Consider the following 17,445-nt stretch of genomic DNA (forward strand, 5'->3'; position numbering starts at 1 on the left):
CTGCGCGTGCGCCGCGCTTAGTTCCAGGCCTTTCAGCAATTGCGCAGCCGGGGCTTCCAGGTTCTTCATACCGGCCGAGATCTTTCGCATTGCGCCGTTTGACACCTTGCGCGCCGCATCTTCTGCTTGGCGGACGACTCCTTCCACGTGGCGCGCCGCGTTCTCTACTTGATTGCCCGCGACCGTCTTAAGGGCGTTGATTCGCTTGTGGACGTCTTCCGCACTGCCTTCGACCCACAACGTCACGTCAATCAACGTGTTTCTCACCGCTGGATCGGGGATGCTGATCAAGCCTGCGAAGACGAACGCGCGCACGCGCCGGCTGGCGTCTTGCTGTAGGGACTCGCCGACGCGTTGCAGCTCTTCCGCGCAGATGGACAACAGTTCCCCCACCGTGAGTTGGATCACGACTTGGGTCATCTGCGCCTTGCGGTACAGCCATGTCCCGCCCACGTGAACCGCATCGACGGCGGACTTTGCACCCGCGCTCAAGTGTTGGTGCAGGCGCTTGCTGGCGCCGTGCATGGCGGTGAGCAGTTGGTCGGCGGCGTCGGCGGCGCGGCCTTCGCGCCATGCGCCGATTTCCTTGCTGCTGATGATGCTTTTGACGGCATCGAAGTATTTTTTGCCGGCGTCGTTGGCCACCGCGCCCGCGCCGAACAGAGGGATAAACGTGGTTTGCAGAAAGGTTTGATGGCCGTTCAAGGCCAGATAGGCAGCGCTGTTGGGGTCGCTTAGCAACGACTGCCACGCGGTGCCTGTTGGCCCCAGCGTTTCGGGTTCATCCGACGCGGGATCAGACGCCGGCATGGCATCCGTGATGCCTCCATCCAAACACGCCCCCACCGTGATCAAGCGCAGCTGCCGCGAACGTTCGTCGGTATCGGAATAATCCATCGCCACGATGCGCTTCCACGCCGCGCTGCCGATCACCTGCGCCCAGTCCTTGCCATACGCATCGATGTCGTTTTCAAACCGCTTGATGTCCCGGTCGTACCGCGCCTGAAAACTTGCCCGGCCGTGGCGGCGAGGTTCGGTGGGCGGATTCGTTTCCCAATAGCGTTCTTTCAATCGTTCCACGCGATCGGTGATCTTGTCTTGCACACGCTCTTGCCGTTCACGTGCGGGGTCCCAGAACACGGGTGGCGTGCCGGACTCGCTGGGCATGATGTCGAGCAAGGGTGTGGGGCTATCCAGGGTCTCGGCGTCGGCCTGTACGGCGTACAGCTGCTGAATCGCCAGCAGGCATTGCGAGGTCAGATACGCGTAGCGGCGCTCCGGTTCTTCGGACCACAATCGCTTTTGCGTGTAAGCGGCCAGGCGGACGTTGTTAAGTTCTTCGGCCATGCCGATCGGGTCGGGCAGGATCAGCCCGCTCACGCCTTGCGGCAAGCGGTGCTGCCGTTCCATCAACGTCAGGTAATTGCGCATGCCTGCGGCTTGCGCCGAACGTGATGACCAGCCGTGAACGCTGCCGAAGTCGTCGACGCCGCTGGCATATTCCGCCACGTGCTCGTTCAACAGATGCGCATGTTCCAAGGCCAGCGCGGTGCCGCCGGCCGAGGGGTCTTCCCGCAGCTTCGGCAAGTCGACGATGACAAACCGCTGGGGGTAATCGGCATTTAAGCCCTTGCCCGACTTGTACGCATCCAACACTGAAGTCGGCCAAGGGTCTTGCGAATACGCGATCCAGGCGACCTTGTATTTATCAATGTCGATACCGATGAATGACGCAGGAAGATTGTGCGCGGCCTGAACGCAGCGCTCGGCCAATGGCGCAGGCTCGGCGCGGGGCATTTCATAAGGGTTGAAATGCCGCAGATGCCCGGCATCAGTCACTTGATAGGCATGCCACACCCTGCGATCCAGCAGCACATACACATAACCCATGCGCAAGATGCGCAGCGATTCTTGCAGACCGGAATGCGACAGCGCACCGCGCGCACGCAAGAACGAATTTTTAGCCACCACCGCCGGGCGCAGCAGCAGAATCGGCACGCCGTTGCGTTCGCAGGCGTTGCAGCTGCCGGGCGGCAGCGGCATGGTTTCTTCGACGATGTCGATGAGCTGTTGGCTGAGTGTCATACGCTTTCCCCCGTTTCGTTCAGGTAGGCGGCAATGCGGCTCCATGCCACGTCGCCGTATGCGACCAGGACGCTGGATGCGTGTCCGGGCGTCGCGCGAACCAATGCGTCACGCAACGGTTCAAACCTCAGCAATTGCGGATGGATCGTCTCTTGATGCAGGGCGAGCGCGAGGAGGTCATTGCTATCCGTGACGCCGCGTTGACGCGCCTGCCGGATTAGGCGGAATGCCAATGCGGCGGCCTGCGGCGGTAGCAGCGTCTTGCCTTGCCATCGTCGTGGCGCGAACGGCAACGGCGCTTGCAATGTTCGGCGCCATGCCGCCAGCAGCAACGCAATCAGCGTGGCCTCCCTCTGCGCATCGCGCGCAATCGGCGGGACGTCACACGCCTCGCCCGGCGCACCGCTCACCATGGCGATTTCGCCCCAGCTGGTCGGCAGCAACCATGCACGGATCGGCCACAGCGCACTGCCCAGCGAATCCGCCATCGATGCCGCCAGCAGCTCCAGGCGCAACGGTTCGAACCACGGCGACACGCCGCCCGAGGCGCTGGCGGAAAACGTTAAACATCGCGCCGCGATGTGCTCGGCCAAGGCGTCGGCGGACAGCGGGCTCAGCAAACACCCGCAGCCATATCGCTTGCGATGGCCGGTCTCGGTCAAAGCAAGCCGTTCCGTACGAGCCAGAAGATCCGCGGCAGGCGCGAGCCCCGGCCCGGCGAATCGAACCAGAATCGGACACGCCCCAACCGTATGCGCCAGGTCCGGCCTGGGGACGCTGACAAGCGCGTCATCCCCCAAGGCAGCGGCCAGCGATGACGGGCTTAGCGGATGATCCGGCGCACAACCCGCCAACGGATCGACGAGCAGATAAACAGAATCTTCCGGCGCTCTGTGCGCGGCGATTCGTTCCGCGATGACTGAGGCGGTCATCACGAACGTTCCTGGCAATCCGCCAACAGGCCTTCAACTGCCTGGCCCGCCATGGAAACCGAGTTGCCAACCCCGCCCGATTGCGAGATGGGGCCCTTCAAGTTGATTGCCACGCCTTCAAAGGTGATGCCGCCGCCATCAATCGTGATCGTGCCGCCCGGCCCCTTGATGACGGCGCGCTGGGCGGACTGCAATTCATACACCACCGTCTTACGCGCAATCCGCTGACCCGCATGCAGCTGATGATGCCCCTGCACGGTGTGTTCCACATTCCCGCCGGTTTCAATCCAGTGGTTCGCCGCGGTCTTGTCGCGCCGGTTGTTGCCGACGTCTTCAGTCCGGTCCTTGCCCGTCATCACCGTGTGATTACGCCCGATCGTCAGAAAATCATCCTGGCCGATGTCGTGACGCCGGTCGTGCCCGATGTTTACTTGTTCATCGTTGCCCACGGTTTCCTTGCGGTCGTGGCCGATCACGATGGTCTCGTCGTGCTCCACCTGCTCGCTGCGGTCATGGCCGACGAAGGTGGTTTCGTTGTGGTTCACATGGAGGTTCTGATCTTTCTGCGCATGCACGTAGATCTCTTCCTGATCCCGTTCGTCTTCAAAACGCAGTTCGTTATAGCCATCGCCTTTATGCGTCTGGCTTTTGATCGTCATGCGCGTTTTGTGACGCGGCAGTTCATACGGAGGCGGGTTGATCGACCGGTGCGTGCGGCCCGTGATGATCGGCTGCGAACTATCGCCATCCAGAAAGCTGACGATGACTTCTTGCCCGATACGCGGGATGGCCGTGTGGCCCCAGCCCGCGCCCGCCCAGTTTTGTGACACGCGTATCCAGCAGGAGCTGTGTTCGTTGTGCTGGCCCAGGCGGTCCCACGGGAATTGCACTTTGACGCGGCCATAGGCGTCGCAGTAGATCTCTTCGTTGGGCGGCCCGACTACGCTGGCGATCTGGGGGCCGTCCACTAGCGGCTTATAGCTGGGTTCGGGCTTCCAATCGACTTTGTCGGGCACGATATCGGCCGTGTAGTGATAGCGCGTGCCGTATTCTGCGCCCGCGCTGTCTTCTTCCTGGCTGGTGTGCTGCACGCCGTGATGGCGCATGCGCACGGGCCGCCAGCCTTGGTTCCAGTCTTCGCGCGGGTGGCCGGTCAGGTCAAACGCCACGCCGGGTATCAAGCGCGCATCGTCGCCTTCCACTTGCGCCATGCGCGCATCGCGGCGCAGGCCCAGCAGCCGGCTTTGTGTGAAGGGCTTGCCGGCTTCGTCGCGCTTGTAGCGGCCGGGATAGTCGTAGCGTTCGTAGCGGCGGTCTTGGTGTTGCAGGTCTGACGCGACGTGCGTGTGTTCTTGTTCGTACTGCGGGTGCGTGTAGGTGTAGTCGCGCTGGGTCTGGCGGGCGGTGCGCAGCTGCTCGGTATAGGTGAAACGATGCAGCGCGGGCTGAGCCGGGTCGCCGCCTGACAGCTGCACGTATACGACCGGGCCGCCAGCGATTTCGCCGTGGATGTAGATGCGGTCGCCGTGAATCAGCCGATGGCTTTTCTCGGTATGTTCGTAGCGATGGAAGTAGCCTTCTTCGGCGGCCAGCCGGTTCAAGAACGCCAGATCGGTTTCGCCGGCCTGCACACAGTATTCGCGTGGCAAGTGCTCGTTCGTGGTGACCTGTTCATAGTCGGTGATGCCGTGGCGCTTCAATACATCAGCCAAAATCTCTGGCACGGACAGCTGCTGAAACACGCGCCAGTCCGAACACAATGCCGCGCGCGCAAGTGATGGCTCGACCACGGCACGGTAGCGAGTGCGCCGAAAGCCGGTGTCGCCTTGTTGAAAGGCCGTCACGATGCCGTGCACATGGCGCACCGCCTGATCGCCGCGCCAGATCGTGAACAACGCGGGCTCATCCAGCATGGCGCCGAAGTCGATGGCGGGGTTGAAGCTGGATAGGTCCAATTCCAGCCGATAGGTTTCGGACAGCGCCTCGTCCAGCGTGAATTCGATGACGTCGAAATCCAGACCGCGGCCAGAGGGCGTGAAGGTGAAGCGCAAATCGGATTGGCGGGGCATGGCGGCATCCTGAGCAAAGGCGCGGTGAATCGCGCGATACCGGACTAATGCAACATCCGTGCCAGCTTTCGCATCACGCTTTTAACGTCAATGAAATCAACGACATACACCGAATCCAGCAACACCATGCAAACCGCCGCAACCCGTTCTCCGCTGAAAACAGCACGTTTGCCGCGAAAATCGGGCCAGTTTTGACTCGATAATTTTCAAGCCCTTGATTCATAAGCATTTATCGGCGGGTCAAATCTGGCCCGATCGGGTCAAATTTGGCCCGCGTACGGAGAGACCTGCCTTACTGGCCATGTTCCACACACCATTTCCACCAGCCATGCGCGTTCCGCATGGCCCCGTTCAAAACCGGCATATCCGCTACGCCCCTTTCGTCCCTACCATGAGTTCCACCGATGCGGCGCATGCCGCCGGTCAACACCACAACAACACAAGGGGCAGGACATGAGTGAAACCGTCCAGGCGGTGCTACGGGCTGGCACGCTGACCGGCGTACGCGATAACGACGGCGTCTGCCGCTACAGCGCGATTCCCTATGCGCAAGCGCCCGTGGGCCGTTTGCGCTTTGCGCCGCCCGAACCCGCAACGTGGCGCGGAGACCGCGACGCCACCCAGCCGGGACCCATTGCGCCGCAGATTCCGTCGCGCTTGCGCGGCGCGATGGGCGACTTCGACGTGCCGCAATCGGAAGACTGCCTGCATCTGACCGTCTGGACGCCCGGCGCCGACACCGCGCGGCGGCCCGTCGTGGTGTGGCTGCATGGCGGCGCATGGCAAAGCGGTGGCGGCGCGCTGGACTGGTATGACGGCGCGCGCGTGGCCGCAAGCGGCGGCATCGTGGTCGTGGCCGTGAACTATCGGCTGGCCGCGCTGGGATGGTTGTATGTGCCCGGCGAGACGGCCAACGCCGGCCTGCTGGATCAAGAGGCCGCCATTGATTGGGTGTTGGACAACATTCAAGACCTGGGCGGCGACCCAGAACGCATCACGGTGATGGGCCAATCCGCAGGCGCGTCGTCGATCTGCGCGATGCTGGCGCGGCGGCCGCGTTTCTCACGCGCCATTCTGCAAAGCGCGGCGCTGGGCCGGGGCTTTCGAACAGCCGCGCAAGCCGAAACGTTGGGGCGCGCCTTCTTGCAAGCGGCCGGCGTTGACTCGCTGGAGGCGGCGCGCGAACTCCCGGTGTCCGCGTTGCTCACCGCTCAGCAAGCCCCCGCGGTGGCCGAAGCGTTGCAAGCCGAAGGCAGCCGCCGCAGCCAGTTCTGCCCGGTCCTGGACGGACACGTGCTGCCGCAAGACATTGCGCCGGCATTGAAGGCAGCAGCGTCCCGTGCGGATGTGCTGGTGGCTTACACCCGCGACGAGATGGCCGCCTTTCCCGGCCACGCGGCGGATGCTGCTGGCCGCGAACAAAGCGAACAGGTGTTCGGCGCGCCGTCGCGGCAATGGGCCACGGACGCCGTTGCGCTGGGCCGGCAAGCTTGGCTGGCCCGTTTCGACGTTGCGCCCACATCGCGCTTTGGCGCCTGCCATTGCATTGAACTGCCGTTCGTCTTCGGCACCGTTGACGCTTTCGCCGCGGCGCCCATGCTCGTCGGGTTGCCCGGCAGCCACGCTGCGCAATTGACGCGGCAGACACAGAACGCCTGGATCGCATTCATCCGTGGCGAAACGCCCGGCTGGCCCATGGCGCCACATCAGCAGATTCTGGCCTGAAGGCGGGCGGACAAGGGTCAAAGCTCACGTTCACCGCCCGAGGCCGCAGCCTGAGTTCATAGCTCGAATGCACCGCCGCCGCACACACCAACAACACAAGGGGAATTCCATGTTCAAGCAAACCGCGCTGGCGCTTGCGCTGCTCGCGCCATTGGCCGCTCACGCCGTCTATCCCGACAAGCCCGTCAAGATCATCGTGTCCAACCCGCCGGGCGGGCCGGTGGATGTGATGTTGCGCGTGTTGGCCAGCAAACTGGGCGCGGCCTGGGGGCAGCCCGTGGTGGTTGAAAACCGGCCGGGCGCCTCGGGCATCATCAGCACCAGCGCGCTGGTGAAGTCCGCGCCCGACGGCTACACGCTGGGCATGGTGGTGGCGTCCACCGTCACCATCGTGCCGTTCGCGGTGGACAGCCTGCCGTTCGATACGCAGAAAGACTTGCAGCCGGTGTCGCTGGTGGCGCGCACGCCGTTCATCTTCATCGTTCCGAAAGACAGCCCCATCAAGTCCTGGGATGACTTCGTCCGCGAAAGCAAGACGCGCAGCTTGAGCGTGGGCTCGTTCTCCATTGGCACGGCGTTTCATCTGGTGTGGGAGCAGACGGCGCGGCGCGCCGGCATCAAGGCGCTGTACGTGCCGTCGTCGTCATCCGGCAAGACGCAGAACGATTTGATCGGCGGGCAGTTGGATGTGGGGCTGGATGCCCCGTCCAGTTCCAAAGGCCTGATCGATAGTGGCCGGCTGCGCGCGCTGGCCATCACCAGCCCCGAGCGTTTCGGCGGGTTGCCCGACACGCCCACACTGAAAGAGTCTGGCCTGAACTACGCCCCGCAACCGTGGATCGGCCTGATGGCGCCAGCGGGCGTGCCAAAGGACCGGGTCGCCCTGATCCAGAAGTCTGTGTCGGAAATCCTGAAGGAACCCGCGATGCGGGCGCAGATGGAAACGCTGGGCATGATTCCCATCGGCAGTACGCCGGACGTGCTGGCCGCCACGATTGAAGCGGATCGCGCCGAGATGGCGCCCTTGATCAAGGAGCTGGGCATCAAGCTGCAATAGCGCATTGCGCCCTCTACATCGCCAACGCCGCCTTCGCGAAAATTCCATCGGCCGGAATCAAAACGCGCCGATTTTAAGCATCCGTAACAAACACGCCGGCGGCGTGGCGCTTGGGTAAGATCCTCACCCAATAACAGGTTAACAACCACGAGGAGACCCCCATGCAAGCACGCAAGACGCTGTTCCGCCTGGCGCCGTTGGCGCTGGGCGCCCATCTGTTGATGGCCGGCCCCGCCGCCGCGCAAAGCGCGCCCGGCACGCAAGGCCCGTTGCCGCCCGCGCCCAATGCGGCGCTGTCCGAACAGATCGACCAACGCGCACGCGCCATCGAAGACAAGCTCATCGCCTGGCGCCGCGACATCCACCAACACCCCGAACTGGGCAATCAGGAAACGCGCACGTCCAAGCTCGTCGCCGACCATCTGCGCGCGCTGGGCATGGAGGTGAAGACGGGCGTGGCGGGCACGGGCGTGGTTGCGGTGCTCAAGGGCGGCAAGCCCGGCCCCGTGGTGGCGTTGCGTGCCGACATGGACGCGCTGCCCGTGAAAGAACAGGTTGACGTGCCCTTTGCGTCCAAGGCCAAGGGCACCTATCTAGGCAAGGAAGTGGACGTGATGCACGCCTGCGGCCACGACACGCACACGGCCATCCTGATGGCCACGGCCGAAGTGCTGGCCGGCATGAAAGACCAATTGCCTGGCAGCGTGAAGTTCATCTTCCAGCCCGCCGAGGAAAGCCCCGCCGACTTCGAACCCGACGGCAAGAAAATCTGGGGCGCCAAGATGATGGTGCAGGAAGGCGTGCTGGAAAATCCGAAGGTGGACGCCATCTTCGGCCTGCACGTGTCCAGCGCCTATCCGGCCGGCTGGCTGTCGTGGCGCAGCGGCCCCGCCATGGCCGCGGCCGACCAGTTCTGGATCGACGTCACCGGCAAGCAGACGCACGGCGCGCGGCCGTGGTCGGGCATCGACCCCATCGTCGTCAGCTCGCAAATCATTCTGGGCTTGCAGACCATTCCCAGCCGCCAGATCAACAGCATGCTGGAGCCGGCCGTCATCACCGTGGGCGCCATCCATGGCGGCAACCGCATGAACATCGTGCCGGACAGCGTGGCCATGACGGGCACCATCCGCACGTACGACGAAGGCATGAAGAAGGACATCCACCAGCGCATCGCCCGCACCGCTGACATGATTGCGCAAAGCGCAGGCGCGAAGGCGGATGTGCGCGTGGTCGAGCTCTACAACGCCACCGTCAACAACCCCGCGCTGACCGAGAAAATGGGCTCCACGCTGCGGCGCGTGGCGGGCGAAGGCAACTACGGCCTGCAACCGAAGTCCACCGCATCGGAAGACTTTTCGTTCTATCAGGAAAAAGTGCCGGGCATGTTCTTCTACCTGGGCGTCACGCCCAAGGGCACGGATGTGGAGAAGGCCGCGCCGAATCACTCGCCGCGATTCTATGTGGATGAATCGGGCTTGATCAACGGCGTGCGCGCGTTGTCGAACCTGACGGTGGACTACATGGCTCGCGCGCAGCAAGGCGGTTGAACTTGCGCGGGTAAGCCGTCGAAGACGCGTCGTACGACATGTAGTGCGCCATGTAGTACGGCGGGTAGCACGGCGTGTAGTACCGCATGTAGTACGACAGGTACTACCCGCCGGCCCCTGCCCGCCAGCCGCCAGCCCCCTGCCCGCCGCCCCATCGTGCGGCGGGCACGCATAACGCATAAGCAAACGGCTACAAATTCTTTGTCAGCCGATGTGCGGTTTTCTACAGTACGCCCCTTTGCCGCCCGCGCGGCGGCTCTGTAGAACCCACGCCATGCCGATTTCCCGACGAAAATTCATGCTTGCCAGCACGCTGGCGCTGCCCTTGGCGCGGCCGCGCATCGGGCGTGCGTCAGCTTGGCCCGACCGCCCTATCCGGCTCGTCGTCACCTTCCCGCCGGGCGGCGCAAGCGACATCGCGGCACGCATCATCGCGCCCGTTCTGGCTGAACGGTTAGGCCAGCCCATCGTCATCGAGAACAAGCCGGGTGCAGGGTCCACCATCGGCGCAAACCTGGTTGCGCAAGCGCCCGCCGATGGCTACACGCTGCTGATGTCGAACTCGGCGCCCTTGTCGATTTCACCCGCGCTGCTGCCGCAAGGCGGCTATGACGCGATTCGCAGCTTTCAGCACGTTGCCTACCTGGGCGCGGTGCCCACAGCGTTTGTCGTGCACCCGTCGGTGCCCGTGTCGGACTTCGCGCAACTGACCGCGTGGATCAAGGCGCAGGATGCGCCCGTGCAGTACGGCAGCGGCGGCCTGGCGTCGGTGGGCCAGATCGTCGGCGAACTCTATGCCCAGCAAACCGGCGCGCCGCTACAGCACATTCCGTACAAGGGATCGGGCGCCATGCGGAATGATCTGCTGGGCGGACAGATCCGCTTTGCGGTAGATGCGCTGCCGCAGAATCTGCCCTTTCTGAAGTCCGGCCAATTACGGCTGTTGGCGGTGACCACCGAGCAGCGCGTGCCGCAAGCGCCCGGCATTCCCGCCGTGGGCGAACTGGGGTATCCGGGATTGATCGCGGAAAACTTCATCGGCGTGTCTGGTCCGGCCGGGCTGCCCGACGCGGTGTCGCAACGCTTGAATGACGAAATCTCGCACGTGCTGGACACCCCCGACATCCGCAGCAAACTGGAAGCACAGGGCTTTGTGCTAAGCCACAAATCGCCCGCGGAATTCACCGACTTTGTGCGTCGGCAAGCGCAGGCCTGGGGACCGGTCGTGCGCGCAACGGGAGCCAGCCTGTGAGCGCCCGCCGCATCCTCGTGCTGTTCGGCCATGCGGGCCGCGGCGGCTTTAACGAAGCCGCGGTAGAAGGCGCGGCGCGCGCCGCTCAGGCCGGCCTGCCTTTGCAAGTGGAATGGATCGCGGACAACGACATCGCCGCGCGCACGGCCCGCCTTGCGCAGCTGTGCACGAGCCACCCCGACCTGGTCGTCGTGCATGGCGGTCAGGGCGATGGGCCGGTGGCGGACGTGGCACCGCGTTTTCCCGGCACGCAATTCGCCATCACGCAAGGCCATCACACCGCCGCCAACGTGGCGTCGTATGAAATCCTGCAAGAACACACCGCCTTTCTTGCGGGGGTGCTGGCCGGTTTGCGCGCGGCCAATGGGCGCGCCGCGCATCTGTCAGGCGAACGCGTCCGCCCGGGCCTGAAGGGCCGCGCCGCCTATGCGGACGGTGTCAGGCGCGTGACGGGCCGCGACCCGCTGACCGCGTTTTGCGGCAATCAGCACGACCCGGAACTGGGTGCGAAGTGGACCCGCGCTTTGGCGGGACGCGGCGCCCGCGTGGTGTTCGCCATGATGGACGGCGGACGCGATGGCGTGACGCGCACGTGCCGCGATACCGGCGTGTGGCAAATTGGAAACGTGCTGGACTGGGTGGCCCGCGACCCGCAGGTCTATCTGGCCTCGGCCCTGGCCGACTCTGGCTTATGCGTCGAGCGTGCGGTAGCCGACCATGCGGCGGGCGCGTTGGCGGTGGGCCGCGTCACCCGCTACGGCCTGGAAGAGGCGGCCGCGTTACGGCTGGTGCTGGGCGCCAAGGTGGGCGCGGAAGAACGCCGCACGCTGGATGACTGGGCGGGCAAGCTCGCATCCGGCGACGTCCACGTGGCGAACGACTACGCGGGCGCGGAGTTTGCGTTGTCGGCGTAGTCTGGCGCTGAGCGGGCTGCCCGCATTGCGGCCATTCCGCATTGACGCCCGCGCGGGCGCTGGATAAAGTGGCCGGCAACCTTGCGCCATCGGTGTCGATGGCGTTTTCTTTGATGCAGGGCTCGCGGTGCGCCGCGGCCTCACACGGGACTCTCCATGAACAACATCCGCGTCGGCATTGCCGGCTTCGGCGCCATCGGCCAGGCCGTGGCGCAATCCCTGGATGCCGGCCTGCCCGGCCTGTCGCTTGCCGCCATCGGGGTACGCGATCCCAGCGCCGCCCCCACCGTCGCATGGACGAACGCCGCGCCGCGCTTCACCACCATTGACGCCTTGCACGAGTATTGCGACGTGGTCGTGGAATGCGCCCCCGCCGCCGTGTTCCGCAACATCGCCGAACCCGTGCTGCGCGCGGGCAAGAAGCTGGTGGTGCTCAGCTCCGGCGCGCTGCTGCGCAACGATGACCTGATCGAACTCGCCCGCCAGCATCATGGCCAGATCATCGTGCCATCGGGCGCCATCCTGGGCCTGGACGCCATCACCGCCGCCGCCGAAGGCGTCATCCATTCCGTCACGATGATCACCCGCAAGCCGGTGCAGGGCCTGCTGGGCGCGCCCTACCTCACCGACAACAACATCGACATCGCCGGCATCACCGAACCGCGCCTGATCTTCCGCGGTTCACCGCGTGAAGCCGCCATCGGCTTTCCCGCGAATTTGAACGTGGCGGTCAGCGTGTCGTTGGCCGGCATCGGGCCCGACCGCAGCACCCTGGAAATCTGGGCCGACCCGTCGCTGGAACGCAATGTGCACCGCGTGGAAGTCGTGTCTGACGCCGCCACGTTCTCGATGGAAATCCAGAACATCCCGTCGGCCAACCCCAAGACGGGCCGCATCACCGCGCAAAGCGTCGTCGCCGCCTTGCGCAAGCTGTCCGGGCCGTTGCGCGTAGGCACCTGATCAGGCCGCCACCCGTAGTGGCGTGCCAACAGCGGGCGGCGCCATCGGGCCGGCCGTCCAGCCACCCGCGCCATCCAGGTCCAGCCGATGCGTATGAAACGGGTCCAGCGTGCTGCGATGCCCCACGCTGACCAGCATGCAATCAGGTAAAGCGCTGCGCAGCAGGCTGTACAGCATGTGTTCCAGCCCTTCATCGGTAGCGGATGTGGCTTCGTCCAGGAACACAATGGCTGGCCGGTTGAACAGCACGCGCGCAAACGCCACGCGCTGCTGTTCACCAATGGACAAGATGCGCGACCAGTCCGCCACCTCGTCCAGGCGCGCGCTTAAATGCCCCAGGTTGACTTGCCGCAGCGCATCGGCCAGCCGGGCGTCATCTTGCGGCAGGGCCACCCCCGGATACGCTACCGCGCTACGCAAGTCGCCCAAGGGCAAGTAAGGCCGCTGCGACAGGAACAAGGCCGACGCGCCTTCCGGCCGCCGCACATGGCCTTGCGCATACGGCCACAGCCCGGCAAGCGCACGCAGCAATGTCGTCTTGCCACTGCCCGACGGGCCTTTGATCAGCAAGGTCTGGCCGGGACGCAAGCGCAAATTCAAGGTGTGCAGCAAGACGCCGCCATCAGGCCGGCGAACCGTGACGCCATTGATGTCCAAGCCATCAGGCAAGGGTTCCGTCTGCACCGACGGCAGGGCGCGCGCCGCTTCGTTGGCGTCAAGAAACCCATTCAAACGGTCCAGCGTGGCGCGGTATTGCGCAAAGGTGTCGTACGACGTGCGAAAGAACGACAACGCGTCCTGCACCTGCCCGAACGCCTGGGACGTTTGCATCACGTCACCCAGCTTGATCGCGCCGGTAAAGAAGCGCGGCGCCTGCAAGATGAACGGAAACACCACCGCCACCTGGCTCACCGACAGGTTGAAGCCATCGAACTTCAAGCCCCGGTAAACGCGCGCCCACAGATTGGCGATGTAAGCGGTGAAACGCGTCCACAGGTTGCCGCGCTCGACGGCTTCGCCTTGATAGAACGCGACGTTCTCGGCGTTCTCACGCAAGCGCACCAGCGCATAACGGAAGTTAGCCGTGAGCCGCTCTGACAGGAAATTCAGTTTGATCAACGGCCGTCCGATCTTGAAGGCAAACCATGTGGCGACGATCACGTACAGGAATACGACAAACACCATGGCGCGCGGAATCTCCACGCCCGCCACCGTCAACGGGCCCGACAAGCCCCACAAGATGCCCGTGAACGCCACCAGCGACACCAGTGCGCTCAACGCGCCGATAGCCAGCGTGCGTGAACCCGTCACGAACATCGTGATGTCTTGTTCGATGCGCTGGTCGGGGTTGTCGACCGGTTCGTTGACGAAGTGGCCACGGTAGTACGCGCCCGCGCCCAGCCAATCGCGCGTCAGGTGGTCATTGAGCCAGACGCGCCAATGGATATCAAAGGCCTGGCCCGCGTAGCTGTCGACCAGCGTGCGCACCACATGGACCGTGGCCAGCACGGCGAAGATACCCAGAAAGCGCCAGAACGCGCTCTGGTCCAGCGCTTGCAGCGCGCTGTAGAAGCCGTTGTACCAAAACGAGAACAGCACCGTCATGCGCACGGCCGCCATCGCCAACAGCAGCAGCAACGCCAGCGTCAATAGCGGACGCCAGCTGCGGCGCGGGGTCAGATAGGGCCAGGCCAGGCGCCAGAACTTGCGCCCCCAATCGGTGGTGCGCGCAAGCACCACGGCAATCACCGCCATGGCGACGGCGGTGATGCCGAACGCGCGCGCCAGCCAGATTGCGCTTTCCACAAGTTGTTGTTGCCAGTTCAGATCCATGGACACCCCCATCGTCGTTTCTTGTTAGACGGGGCGGGCGTGCCGGGTTCCGAAGAAAATGCCGTTTTAAGCCAGGCTTAAGCGTTCTGGCAGGGCAACTGAATGCGCAGTGAAAGCCAGCACTGTAATCAGCGTGCGGCCAGGTCCAGGTTGGCGAACATGTCGGCCAAGGTGGGGACGGAACGGGCGGGCCAGATGGCGCTCAGGTCGAAGCTGGGCAGCGTCTGCCCGTCGCGCACGTCGCAGAAACGCACCCCGCCAAAATTCATGGTGCGTATCCAGCTGGGCAACAAGGCCACGCCGCAACCGCCCGCCACGCAAGACAGCACTGTCAGCGTGCGGTTCGCTTCTTGGGCAACGTGCACATCGTGGCCGCCCTTGCGCATGGCATCCAGAATGCCCGCATAGAACGCGGGCAATTGCGCTTGCGGATACATCACCAGCCCGGCTCGCGCGATTTGCGCCATCGACACCTTGCCGTCTTCGGCAACGTCGAATTCGTCCGGCACGGCGGCTACCAGCCGGTCGCGCAGCAGTTGCCGTTCGCGCATGCGTCCGCCCACCGCCACTGGCGTATGCATCAGGCCGATATCGATCTCGCCCGTCTGCAAGGCTTCGGCTTGCTCGGCGTTGCTCATCTCTCGCAAGATGACGCGCACGCCCGGCGCTTGGCGGCGCATCTCGCGCAAGGCGCGCGGCAAGGTATCGAATAGCGCCGACGACACCAGCCCCACCGTCAACTGCCCGGCACTGCCCCGCCCGATCTCGCGCGCGCGGTGCGCTGCGGCGTCGATGCGCGCCACGCTGATGCGCACGTCTTCCAGAATCGCCAATGCCGCCGGGGTGGGCGCGGCGCCCTGGCGCGAACGCTCGAACAGCCGCACGCCCAGGTCTTTCTCCATGCGGCCCAAGGCCTGGCTCAAGGCGGGCTGCGCGATGCCCAGCCATTCCGACGCACGGCTGACGCTGCCATGGTCCACCACTGCCAGGAAGTACCGCAGGTGCCGGGTTTCCATATCATTCCGATATATATAAAGCCGATTTAGACAATGGAAAACTATACCCCGAGTTCCTAGAATTCCGGCTAATAGAAGCGCGTTGGGCCACGCCGCCTAAGCGAATAGAAGCCCTTGGCACCGCCCGCCGCAGAGAACAGAAGCGCTGGTCCACGCCCGGCGCCAAGAACAGGAGACCGCCTTGCCCCCGCATTCGACCGGCGCCGCCGTCGACACCCACGCGCACGTGTTCCGGCCCGGTTTGCCCCTGGCTGACGCCCGCCGCCACACCCCCGATTACGACGCCACGCCCACGCAGTACCTGGCGCTGCTGGATGCGCACGGCCTCTCTCATGGCGTGCTGGTCCAGCCCAGTTTCCTGGGCACCGACAACCACCACATGGTGGACGCGTTGCGTGCGGCGCCCGATCGGCTGCGCGGCGTGGCCGTGGTGTCCCCCGACATCACCGACGCCGCGCTGCAAACGCTGGCCGACGCCGGTGTCGTGGGCATCCGCCTGAACCTGATCGGCCTGCCCGCGCCCGAGCTGCACGCGCCGGCCTGGCAAGCCTTGCTGGCCCGCGTGAACGCGTTGGGCTGGCACGTTGAAGTCCATCTTCAAGCCCAGCGCCTGCAGGACGTCATGCCCACCCTGCTGGCGGCCGGATGCCGCGTGGTGGTGGACCACTTTGGCCGGCCCGACCCGGCGCTGGGCGTGTCCGACCCGGGCTTTCAGTATCTGCTGCAACAGGCGGACAGCGGACGCGTCTGGGTCAAGCTGTCCGCGCCGTATCGCAACTGGCAGGCCCCGGCTTGCGCGGCTTCGGGCTGGCTGGCCACGCAACAACTGCTGCTGGCCTTTACCCCCGAACGTTTGATGTGGGGCAGCGACTGGCCCCACACAGAGCATCGCCACGTGGCGTCCTACCCTGCCGCACGGCAGTGGCTGGACGCGTGGATCGACGACCCCACGCAACGGCGCATCGTGCTTGCCGATACGCCGTTGCAGCTATTCCAATTCCAAGGAGACAAAAAATGAACCCTCTGATCAAACGCGTGGCGTGCCGTGGCGGCTTGCTGGTTGCCGCCGGCCTGTTGGCGGGCGCCGCCAGTTCGGCGTCTGCCGCCTATCCCGAACGCGCCATCACGCTGGTGGTGACCTATCCGCCCGGCGGCACCGTGGACGTCGTGGCCCGCTTGATCGGCCCCAAGCTCGCAGCCGAACTCGGCCAGCCCGTGGTGATTGAAAACCGCGGCGGCGCAGGCGGCATGATCGGCGGCGCGGTGGTGGCCAAGGCGCAATCCGACGGCTACACGCTAATGCTCGACGCCTCCAACCATGCGCAGAACCCCGCGCTGCATTCCAAGATGCAGTTCGACACGCTGACCGCGTTTGCGCCCGTCTCGCTGCTGTTGCGCGTGCCGAACGTGTTGGTGGTGACGCCTTCGTATGAAGTGAAAACGGTGGCTGACCTGATCAAGCTGGGTCAGCCCGGCGCCAAGGATCACGTGTACTTTGCGTCGGCCGGCCCCGGCTCGGCGCAGCATCTGGCGGGCGAATTGTTCAACCTGCTGGCGAAGACCCAGCTGCAACACGTGGCCTACAAGGGCGGCGGCCCGGCCATGATCGACGTGATGTCGGGCCAGGTGCCCGTCATGTTCGCCAGCATGGGTTCGGCGTGGCAGCACGTGAAGAACGGCAAGCTGCGCGCCGTGGCCGTGGGCGGCCTGGAACGTTCGAAGACCGCGCCCGATCTGCCCACCATTGCCGAGTCCGGCGTGCCGGGCTACGAGACTTATGAATGGAACGCGGTGTTCGCACCGGCCGGCACGCCGCCCGCCATCGTCGACCAGGTGTCGCAGGCGCTGGCGAAGGTACTGAAAGACCCGGCCATTGCCGAACAATTGGCCGGCATTGGCGCCGAGCCCATAGGCTCGACCCCGGCCGAACTCGATACGTTCCGCCGCGCCGAAATTGCCAAATGGCAGCGCGTGGTGAAAGAAGCGAATCTGAAATTGGATTAAGCCGCGCGGGGCGTTCACGCCCGATGAACGGAGTTTGCAATGGCGCCC

General features: G+C 64.7%; 13 protein-coding genes. 8 read left to right on the forward strand and 5 right to left on the reverse strand.

Features of this window, described 5'->3' with window-relative positions; all coding sequences use genetic code 11:
• The 3 genes from HV765_RS24240 to HV765_RS24250 form a co-directional block, all read right to left on the reverse strand.
• Positions 1-2,085: T6SS effector BTH_I2691 family protein (locus HV765_RS24240; RefSeq protein ID WP_217483395.1), on the reverse strand; the 2,085-nt coding region annotated here is incomplete at its 3' end.
• On the reverse strand, positions 2,082-3,017 hold the full coding sequence (locus HV765_RS24245; protein WP_175171272.1) for a hypothetical protein: 936 nt from the start codon (positions 3,015-3,017) through the stop codon (positions 2,082-2,084). The genes HV765_RS24245 and HV765_RS24240, both read right to left, overlap by 4 nt.
• Entirely contained in the window at positions 3,017-5,086 is a 2,070-nt protein-coding gene (locus HV765_RS24250; RefSeq protein ID WP_175171273.1) for a type VI secretion system Vgr family protein, read from the reverse strand. Before HV765_RS24250 ends, HV765_RS24245 begins: the two co-directional genes overlap by 1 nt.
• Positions 5,087-5,539: 453 nt before the next feature.
• On the opposite strand from HV765_RS24250, the gene HV765_RS24255 reads away from it, so the two are divergent.
• The 6 genes from HV765_RS24255 (at position 5,540) to HV765_RS24280 (ending at position 12,544) form a co-directional block, all read left to right on the forward strand.
• Positions 5,540-6,811, forward strand: a complete 1,272-nt coding sequence (locus tag HV765_RS24255) for a carboxylesterase/lipase family protein (protein WP_175171274.1) — start codon at positions 5,540-5,542, stop codon at positions 6,809-6,811.
• A gap of 109 nt (positions 6,812-6,920) precedes the next feature.
• Complete coding sequence (locus tag HV765_RS24260; protein ID WP_054422067.1) at positions 6,921-7,868, forward strand: Bug family tripartite tricarboxylate transporter substrate binding protein; 948 nt, start codon at positions 6,921-6,923, stop codon at positions 7,866-7,868.
• 161 nt (positions 7,869-8,029) lie between these two features.
• Positions 8,030-9,418, forward strand: a complete 1,389-nt coding sequence (locus tag HV765_RS24265) for an amidohydrolase (protein ID WP_175171275.1) — start codon at positions 8,030-8,032, stop codon at positions 9,416-9,418.
• A 274-nt stretch (positions 9,419-9,692) separates the two neighbouring features.
• Positions 9,693-10,670, forward strand: a complete 978-nt coding sequence (locus HV765_RS24270) for a Bug family tripartite tricarboxylate transporter substrate binding protein (RefSeq protein ID WP_175171276.1) — start codon at positions 9,693-9,695, stop codon at positions 10,668-10,670.
• Complete coding sequence (locus tag HV765_RS24275; protein ID WP_175171277.1) at positions 10,667-11,584, forward strand: BMP family ABC transporter substrate-binding protein; 918 nt, start codon at positions 10,667-10,669, stop codon at positions 11,582-11,584. Before HV765_RS24270 ends, HV765_RS24275 begins: the two co-directional genes overlap by 4 nt.
• A gap of 156 nt (positions 11,585-11,740) precedes the next feature.
• Positions 11,741-12,544: an aspartate dehydrogenase gene (locus HV765_RS24280; RefSeq protein WP_054422071.1), complete on the forward strand. Its 804-nt coding sequence runs from the start codon at positions 11,741-11,743 to the stop codon at positions 12,542-12,544.
• On the opposite strand, the gene HV765_RS24285 is transcribed toward HV765_RS24280, so the two are convergent.
• Together HV765_RS24285 and HV765_RS24290 are read right to left on the reverse strand one after the other, a co-directional pair.
• Positions 12,545-14,377: an ABC transporter ATP-binding protein/permease gene (locus HV765_RS24285; RefSeq protein ID WP_175171278.1), complete on the reverse strand. Its 1,833-nt coding sequence runs from the start codon at positions 14,375-14,377 to the stop codon at positions 12,545-12,547. It lies immediately after the preceding gene.
• Between the two features lie 128 nt (positions 14,378-14,505).
• The gene (locus HV765_RS24290; protein ID WP_175171279.1) at positions 14,506-15,393 is read right to left on the reverse strand and encodes a LysR family transcriptional regulator; all 888 of its coding nucleotides are present in this window, start codon (positions 15,391-15,393) and stop codon (positions 14,506-14,508) included.
• A gap of 181 nt (positions 15,394-15,574) precedes the next feature.
• Here HV765_RS24290 and HV765_RS24295 point away from each other — a divergent pair, with 181 nt between their 5' ends.
• Complete coding sequence (locus HV765_RS24295) at positions 15,575-16,411, forward strand: amidohydrolase family protein (RefSeq protein ID WP_175171280.1); 837 nt, start codon at positions 15,575-15,577, stop codon at positions 16,409-16,411.
• Positions 16,408-17,397 (forward strand): tripartite tricarboxylate transporter substrate binding protein, encoded by a 990-nt coding sequence (locus HV765_RS24300; RefSeq protein WP_175171281.1) that lies wholly within the window; start codon positions 16,408-16,410, stop codon positions 17,395-17,397. Before HV765_RS24295 ends, HV765_RS24300 begins: the two co-directional genes overlap by 4 nt.
• The last annotated feature ends 48 nt before the right edge of the window (positions 17,398-17,445 follow it).

The sequence above is a fragment of the Achromobacter kerstersii genome, assembly GCF_902859595.1.
Classification (GTDB): domain Bacteria; phylum Pseudomonadota; class Gammaproteobacteria; order Burkholderiales; family Burkholderiaceae_B; genus Achromobacter; species Achromobacter kerstersii.

Coding starts and splice junctions, on each gene's coding strand:
- HV765_RS24245 (WP_175171272.1), bottom strand. CDS start 3,017: ATGACCGCCTCAGTCATCGCGGAACGAATCGCCGCGCACAGAGCGCCG.
- HV765_RS24250 (WP_175171273.1), bottom strand. CDS start 5,086: ATGCCCCGCCAATCCGATTTGCGCTTCACCTTCACGCCCTCTGGCCGC.
- HV765_RS24255 (WP_175171274.1), top strand. CDS start 5,540: ATGAGTGAAACCGTCCAGGCGGTGCTACGGGCTGGCACGCTGACCGGC.
- HV765_RS24260 (WP_054422067.1), top strand. CDS start 6,921: ATGTTCAAGCAAACCGCGCTGGCGCTTGCGCTGCTCGCGCCATTGGCC.
- HV765_RS24265 (WP_175171275.1), top strand. CDS start 8,030: ATGCAAGCACGCAAGACGCTGTTCCGCCTGGCGCCGTTGGCGCTGGGC.
- HV765_RS24270 (WP_175171276.1), top strand. CDS start 9,693: ATGCCGATTTCCCGACGAAAATTCATGCTTGCCAGCACGCTGGCGCTG.
- HV765_RS24280 (WP_054422071.1), top strand. CDS start 11,741: ATGAACAACATCCGCGTCGGCATTGCCGGCTTCGGCGCCATCGGCCAG.
- HV765_RS24285 (WP_175171278.1), bottom strand. CDS start 14,377: ATGGATCTGAACTGGCAACAACAACTTGTGGAAAGCGCAATCTGGCTG.
- HV765_RS24290 (WP_175171279.1), bottom strand. CDS start 15,393: ATGGAAACCCGGCACCTGCGGTACTTCCTGGCAGTGGTGGACCATGGC.
- HV765_RS24300 (WP_175171281.1), top strand. CDS start 16,408: ATGAACCCTCTGATCAAACGCGTGGCGTGCCGTGGCGGCTTGCTGGTT.